General features: G+C 33.8%; 6 protein-coding genes. 4 read left to right on the forward strand and 2 right to left on the reverse strand.

Going from position 1 to position 6,382, the window contains the following annotated elements; translation table 11 throughout:
• Positions 1 to 30 precede the first annotated feature (30 nt).
• The gene (locus tag JWP71_RS03885; protein ID WP_299497357.1) at positions 31 to 1,131 is read right to left on the reverse strand and encodes an MraY family glycosyltransferase; all 1,101 of its coding nucleotides are present in this window, start codon (positions 1,129 to 1,131) and stop codon (positions 31 to 33) included.
• 187 nt (positions 1,132 to 1,318) lie between these two features.
• Complete coding sequence (locus tag JWP71_RS03890) at positions 1,319 to 2,086, reverse strand: glycosyltransferase family 2 protein (RefSeq protein WP_299497359.1); 768 nt, start codon at positions 2,084 to 2,086, stop codon at positions 1,319 to 1,321.
• A 103-nt stretch (positions 2,087 to 2,189) separates the two neighbouring features.
• Between JWP71_RS03890 and JWP71_RS03895 the strand changes: the two genes are divergently transcribed.
• The 4 genes from JWP71_RS03895 to JWP71_RS03910 all read left to right on the forward strand — a co-directional run.
• Entirely contained in the window at positions 2,190 to 2,975 is a 786-nt protein-coding gene (locus tag JWP71_RS03895) for a polysaccharide biosynthesis/export family protein (protein ID WP_299497361.1), read from the forward strand.
• On the forward strand, positions 2,976 to 5,423 hold the full coding sequence (locus JWP71_RS03900) for a tyrosine-protein kinase family protein (RefSeq protein WP_299497363.1): 2,448 nt from the start codon (positions 2,976 to 2,978) through the stop codon (positions 5,421 to 5,423). It begins immediately after the preceding gene.
• A 16-nt stretch (positions 5,424 to 5,439) separates the two neighbouring features.
• Positions 5,440 to 5,955 (forward strand): UpxY family transcription antiterminator, encoded by a 516-nt coding sequence (locus JWP71_RS03905; RefSeq protein WP_299497365.1) that lies wholly within the window; start codon positions 5,440 to 5,442, stop codon positions 5,953 to 5,955.
• A 219-nt stretch (positions 5,956 to 6,174) separates the two neighbouring features.
• Positions 6,175 to 6,382, forward strand: a 208-nt coding sequence (locus JWP71_RS03910; RefSeq protein WP_299497367.1) for a hypothetical protein, incomplete at its 3' end; no start/stop codon positions are given.

Consider the following 6,382-nt stretch of genomic DNA (forward strand, 5'->3'; position numbering starts at 1 on the left):
GACATTAAGATTAACAAAGCGGGAAATTTATTAAGCGAACAGGTTACGTAAAGCAACGTCTTCCCGATCTTTTGACCGGATTAAGAATGTAATTGCCCAGTTAAACAGCATCGATATCGTAAAGATTATTGCTATTAATGCAAAATTACCTAAATTACTAAATGCCAGCACCAATCCAATTGATATAAGATTAAGTACCGCTAAAATAAGCGTAGTTTGCAAATGAGTATAACCAAGTCTTAATATGCGATGATGTACATGGTTACGATCAGCAGTAAATGGGGATATGCCACTTATAATGCGTATAAAAAACACCCTTAGGGTATCAAAAATTGGCACTATTAATATGGCTACTGTTAAAGCAGGTGCAGCGTAAATTTGCGGGTTGTGATCAACAGCAAACTTATTTAATTCAATTAATTTTATTGCCATTACTACGGATATTAAACCGATAAACAAAGACCCTGTATCGCCCATAAATATTTTGGCAGGTGGGATATTAAATTTCAAAAATCCGGCTATAGATCCTACCAGGATTAATGAAATTACGGCTGATTCATATTGATGAATATATATAAATAATATTGCGAAGACGCTATTTACAATTATACCTGTAATAGCTGCTAAACCATCAATGCCATCAATCAAATTAAAAGCATTAATAATCATTATTATTACTAGCACCGATAATGCACAACTTATAGTAAACGATATTTGGTATATACCAAATACCCCATACATACTGGTTAAGCGTATGTCACCAAATACTACTAATATTAAGGCCACAATAAATTGAACCATGAATTTTGTGCTTGAATTTACACCCGAAAGATCATCTTTTAAACCCATTGCAAACAAAATTATGCTGGCTATAAGTAAATAACTTATCGGAAAAAATTTATTAATTATGCTAAATACCAGGGCAGTAATTGCAAAGCTTACAAATATGGCTACCCCACCTAAACGCGGTATGCCGTGGTCATGCTGTTTTCTAAAATGCCCTATATCATCATATAAATGCCTTACCCGTGCAACATGTAAAATTGAAGGTATAGCTATAATGGATAAAAGGGCGGGAAATCCAATTACAAATAAATAATAAGCAAGGTGATAGTGTAAAAACTCGGGCATATAAATTTTATTATATTAGAAGTATCAGCATAAATATGACCAAATTTATAAAAAAATAATTGCAAATATTTCTTAATAGTTATTATTAAATTTCACAATAGCTATTAATATTTTTTTATATACTTAAATATCTTAAATTTATACGCTATATATTGCTTAATAGTTTCAACAAATAATTTCTTAATAATTAATAATAATTATTTAACCCATTTATAAACTGGGTTATCTTCCTCAATGGTTTTAAAATCAAACATAACAGTGGAAATTTTACCTCATTATTTCTCATCGCTCTAAAATCATTTCGCCACGCTTTTATCCTATTTTGATAGGTCTTATTACTAACCCCACCTATATTCATTTTAACCATCGCTTTATTCAAGTAGCATACATTTAATTTATTTAAATGCATAAACCTTAACATTAATTCATAATCAGCAGCAGTTCCATATTGTGGATCATATAACCCTAAACGTTTAAATAACAAACTTTTACAGTAAAAAGTAGGGTGTGGTGGCATCCATCCTAAGTTAAATGCACCTGGTGTGTAAGTTCCTGAACGCCAGTTACGAATAATTGCGCCATTTTGGTTTATATATTCCAGGTTTCCATATAATACATCGGCATTTTGCCGGTTAAAGGCTTCTGCCACACAGCTTAGTATATCATTACTTGCAAAAAAATCGTCGGCATTTAACATTCCTATTATATCTCCAGTTGCAATTTGTATACCTTTATTCATGGCAGCATAAATGCCCTTATCAGGCTCTGATATGTAAAAATTAATATGGGAGTTATTGGAATTTATTATTTGAGCGGTGTTATCTGTTGAGCCACCATCAATTATTATGTATTCTGTATTACTATAGTTTTGCGTTATTATAGATTCTATGCAACGGCCAAGAGTTTTTCCGGCATTTTTGGTAACTGTAATTAAAGAAATTTTTAAATTCTGCACTTCTAAAAAAATAGGTTAACTTAATATAGACAAAATATGTAGTTTTGGGATCAATGCTAAAAGATATAAGTACTGAGCTGAATTTTGTTATATATACATATATATGCGCCCATTAATACTAATATGCCTTATTTTCGGACTGATTTTTATTTTTTCCTCCTGCTCATACAAACAAGATCATGTACTTCTTGAGCAAAAAATCTCACCTGCAGATACTTTCCGACAAAGTAACGCTGCAAACATAAGTAATTATCGCATCAGGCCGCAGGACATACTGCAAATATCCAACATACAAAACAGTAAAAATATTGTTGATTTAAATGCTGGAATTGTTAGTTCATCGGTAATTACGGCCGGAATACTATCAGGAGAAACCTATACTGTTGAAGATGACGGAACAATTGCATTAACGGGTTTAGGAAGAATACAGGTTGCCGGATTAACTCGTGTAGAGGCACGTAAATACATTGAAGATCTATACCGTAAAGGGCCATTAAAAGATCCATTACTTGAATTAAAAATAATGAATCTTAAGGTAACTATACTTGGTGAAATAAAAACGCAAGGAAATATACTTTTAACAAAAGATAAAACAACACTTATTGAAATTATAGGCCAGGCGGGTGGTCTCACTGAAAAAGCTGATGAAAAAAACATTAAAATAATACACGGCGATCAAAAATACCCAAAGACTGATATAATAGATTTGAGTAATATAAAATCTATAAACGATCCCAGAACCATACTTCAAAACAATGATATCATTATTATAGCACAAAATAAAAGGGCAGTGCGAGCTGATAGATTACAAGATTTTTCTACGATAGCGCAACCTGCATTGCTGATATTTAATACAGCATTAATTTTCCTTACACTTATCCGCCTCTAAATGGAAGAGTTAAACAAGGTAACGCACAAACTATCTAATCAGGAATTTGATTATTATAAAATAGCCAAAATTCTGTTAAGCAGATGGTACTGGATAGCGGCTTCTGTTTTGATATGTTTTTTGGCATCAAATGTTTATTTGTGGTATACACCAAAAGTATTTGCTACATCTGCTGTTATAAAATTCGAGGAAAAAAAATCCGAAATATCAGATATGGTAGGTATGGCAACCAGTACCGACAGAGCCAGCGTTTCTAAAATTCAAAGCGAAACGATAATATTACAAAGTACCCCTCTTTTATTAAATGCTGTTAAACACCTTGATTACCGCATAAGCTTTTATGTAGTGGGCCGGGTACTTAACCGTACCAATGAACTATATCCCGCAAAACCATTAGATGTACAACTTATTAATTTTGACACGCTAAATTTTTTTCACAACCTAATCACTTTTAAACCTATAAATAAAACATCTTTCAATATTAGTTATCAAGGGCAGCAGTCTCTATTGGGAAAAGATATTACCCAGGTATGCTATTACAACGTTCCATTTACTATCGGACCTACATCTTTTAGTATTAAATATCCGGGAGATTTGCCTAAAACCGCGTCTTTTTTATTCAAGCTTAATGCTCCTGAAGATTTTATAGGCAGAATAAGGAACGGATTACATATGCAAGAAACAGCCAAAAACTCAAATATGTTATCATTACAGCAAACTGATTTTAATCCCCGGTTTGCTGCAGATGCATTAAACGCTGTTGTACAGGAATATATGTATTATGATCATAGCCAGCGAACAAAATCAGCATTGCAAATGATCAGGTTTATTGATGATCAGTTAAATTTTCTTGCAACCAAACTAAACGGCTCAGAAAGCTCCATTCAGGAATATAAGCAAAATAATAAAATAATAGATGTAAGTTCTGCTTCAGACCGGGTAATGGGCCACGCTAAAGAGCTTGAATCACAAATTTCAATAATAAAACTCGACCTCCTGGCTATTGATCAGCTTCAACAAGATATAGTTAAGGGTAAAGACAATGTAAATATTAATTTGAACACTGTTGGAGCAAGTACCAATACCCAAATAGGTGAATTTGTTACCAATCTTAATAGTTTATTGTCTTTAAAAACTGGTTTGTTAAAAACTTACAATAACAATTCGCCGCAAATACAGGATATAGACCGGCAAATTTTACAGATCAAAAATACAACTATAAACAGTATCGTTTCATCGCGCAAACTTATTGAAACTAAATTAAAGTATATACAAAACCAACTTGTTCCGGTAAATCAACAAATAGCACAATTACCGGCTGCCGAACGGCAGATGGTAAGTTTAAAACGAGATTTTGAAGTTAATGATAAGGTTTATTCTTTCTTATCCGAAAAAAAATTAGACCAGGAAATATTAACCGCAGGTATACTGCCCGGTGCAACTATTATTGACCTGGCCCAACCTAATTATAATGCGGTATCGCCAGATGATCGTAGCTTTCATCGTACAGCAATTATTTTAGGAATTGCAATAGGTTTAGGGTTTATTATTTTAATAAGAGTATTAAATCCTTATATATATGATAAAGAAGCGGTTGAAAGCATTACCACAATCCCGATTATTGGGGTAATAAGAAAATTCCCTGAAGAAATTGATGAATTTAGCACCCAAATACTGGCCATTAGTAAGCCAAAATCAATATTTGCAGAATCTGTACGCGCGGTTCGTACTAATATAAACTTCCTTGCATCCGAGAAAAAAAGCAAAATTATCTGTGTTACATCGGAGGTAGCGGGCGAAGGAAAATCATTTGTGGCGGTTAACTTATCAAGTACCTTATCACTTATAGATAAAAAGGTTATTTTGGTAGCAGCAGATTTAAGGCGATCAAAACTACATAAAACTTTTTATGTGCCGAATGATATGGGTTTAAGTACTTACCTGGCCAACCGGTGTAGTATTGATGATATTATCAATCATTCTAACCAGGAAGGTTTGGATTTTATAGTTTCAGGACCGGTGCCCCCTAACCCATCAGAATTATTGCATTCTGCAAGAATGACCGAATTAATCAGCGACCTTAAAGAAAGGTATGATATTATCATGATTGATACCGCCCCGATTGGTTTGGTATCAGATGCCATACCATTAATAAGAATGAGTGATATTAATCTTTTTGTAATACGATCAGGAAAATCAAAATTCCACGCGGCAACTATTCCGCAACGTATTGCCCAGGAATATCACCTGGATAATACGGTTATCGTACTCAATGCATTTGCCCAGGACCTGCTGCATTCAGGATATTACTCAACAAAATATGGTGGTGATAGTTATGGCCCCACCTCTTATTATTACTCTGACTATACCGGTCATGAAGGCTCCGGTTATTATATTGATAATGATGAGAATAAATGGTGGTATATACGGAATTGGTTCAAAAAATAGGGCATCAGTTTAATAAATGACTTTAATATCAAATACAGCTGCCTATAAATGGTATCCTGTTTATACGCAACCCCGGGCCGAAAAAAAAGCATTCCAGACTTTAGTAAATAAAGGAATAGAGGCTTATTTACCGCTTCATCGGCAAATGAAACAATGGAGCGACAGAAAAAAATGGGTGGAAGAACCTTTTATTAAATCATACCTGTTTGTTCGTATCACCGAACAAGAAAAAACAGAAGTATTAATGACCAAGGGAATAGCACGGTTTATATACTTTTCAAATACAGTTGCTACAATGCCCGATCGCCAGATTGTAGATCTTAAATTATTGATGGCCAGCCCCTACGAGCTGGAAATTACCGAAGAAAACTTACAACCTGGCGAAAAAATAACAATTAAAGCAGGACCGCTTAAAGGAATGACCGGCCATATGGTCTCCTACCGCTCGCAAAAACAATTGGTACTAAAACTTGAAAACCTTGGTTGCTCAATTTTAGTAAATGTTGCTGCTTCAATAATTGAAAGATTTTAATTTATAATTAATTAATATTATAGCTTTATATTACACAGCGGCATTTTTAGCTTTATTATGCCCATCAGCCTAACAAATTTTGCATTTTTAATTAAATGCAAATAACTAACAATAAATAAGTTACATATACAACCTGTGACTTACGAGGCGGAGCTATGAATACCCTTATTTATGTGCAGAATAGCAGGAATAATTTCGAAAAGGTTAACTACAGATGAAATGTTTGCAAAAGCAAGCATAATGTGTAATGCCTTAAGGCATGGCGGGCCAGACGATAAAGGTATTTTTTGTGCCGAAAATACTGGGCTGGTATTTGGCCATCGCAGATTGTCCATCATTGATTTAAGTACCAACGGGCATCAACCGATGGCTGATATTAATAAAAAAACATGGATAACTTTTAATGGTGAGATTTATAATTATCGCG

The organism is Mucilaginibacter sp. (assembly GCF_028287845.1).
Classification (GTDB): domain Bacteria; phylum Bacteroidota; class Bacteroidia; order Sphingobacteriales; family Sphingobacteriaceae; genus Mucilaginibacter.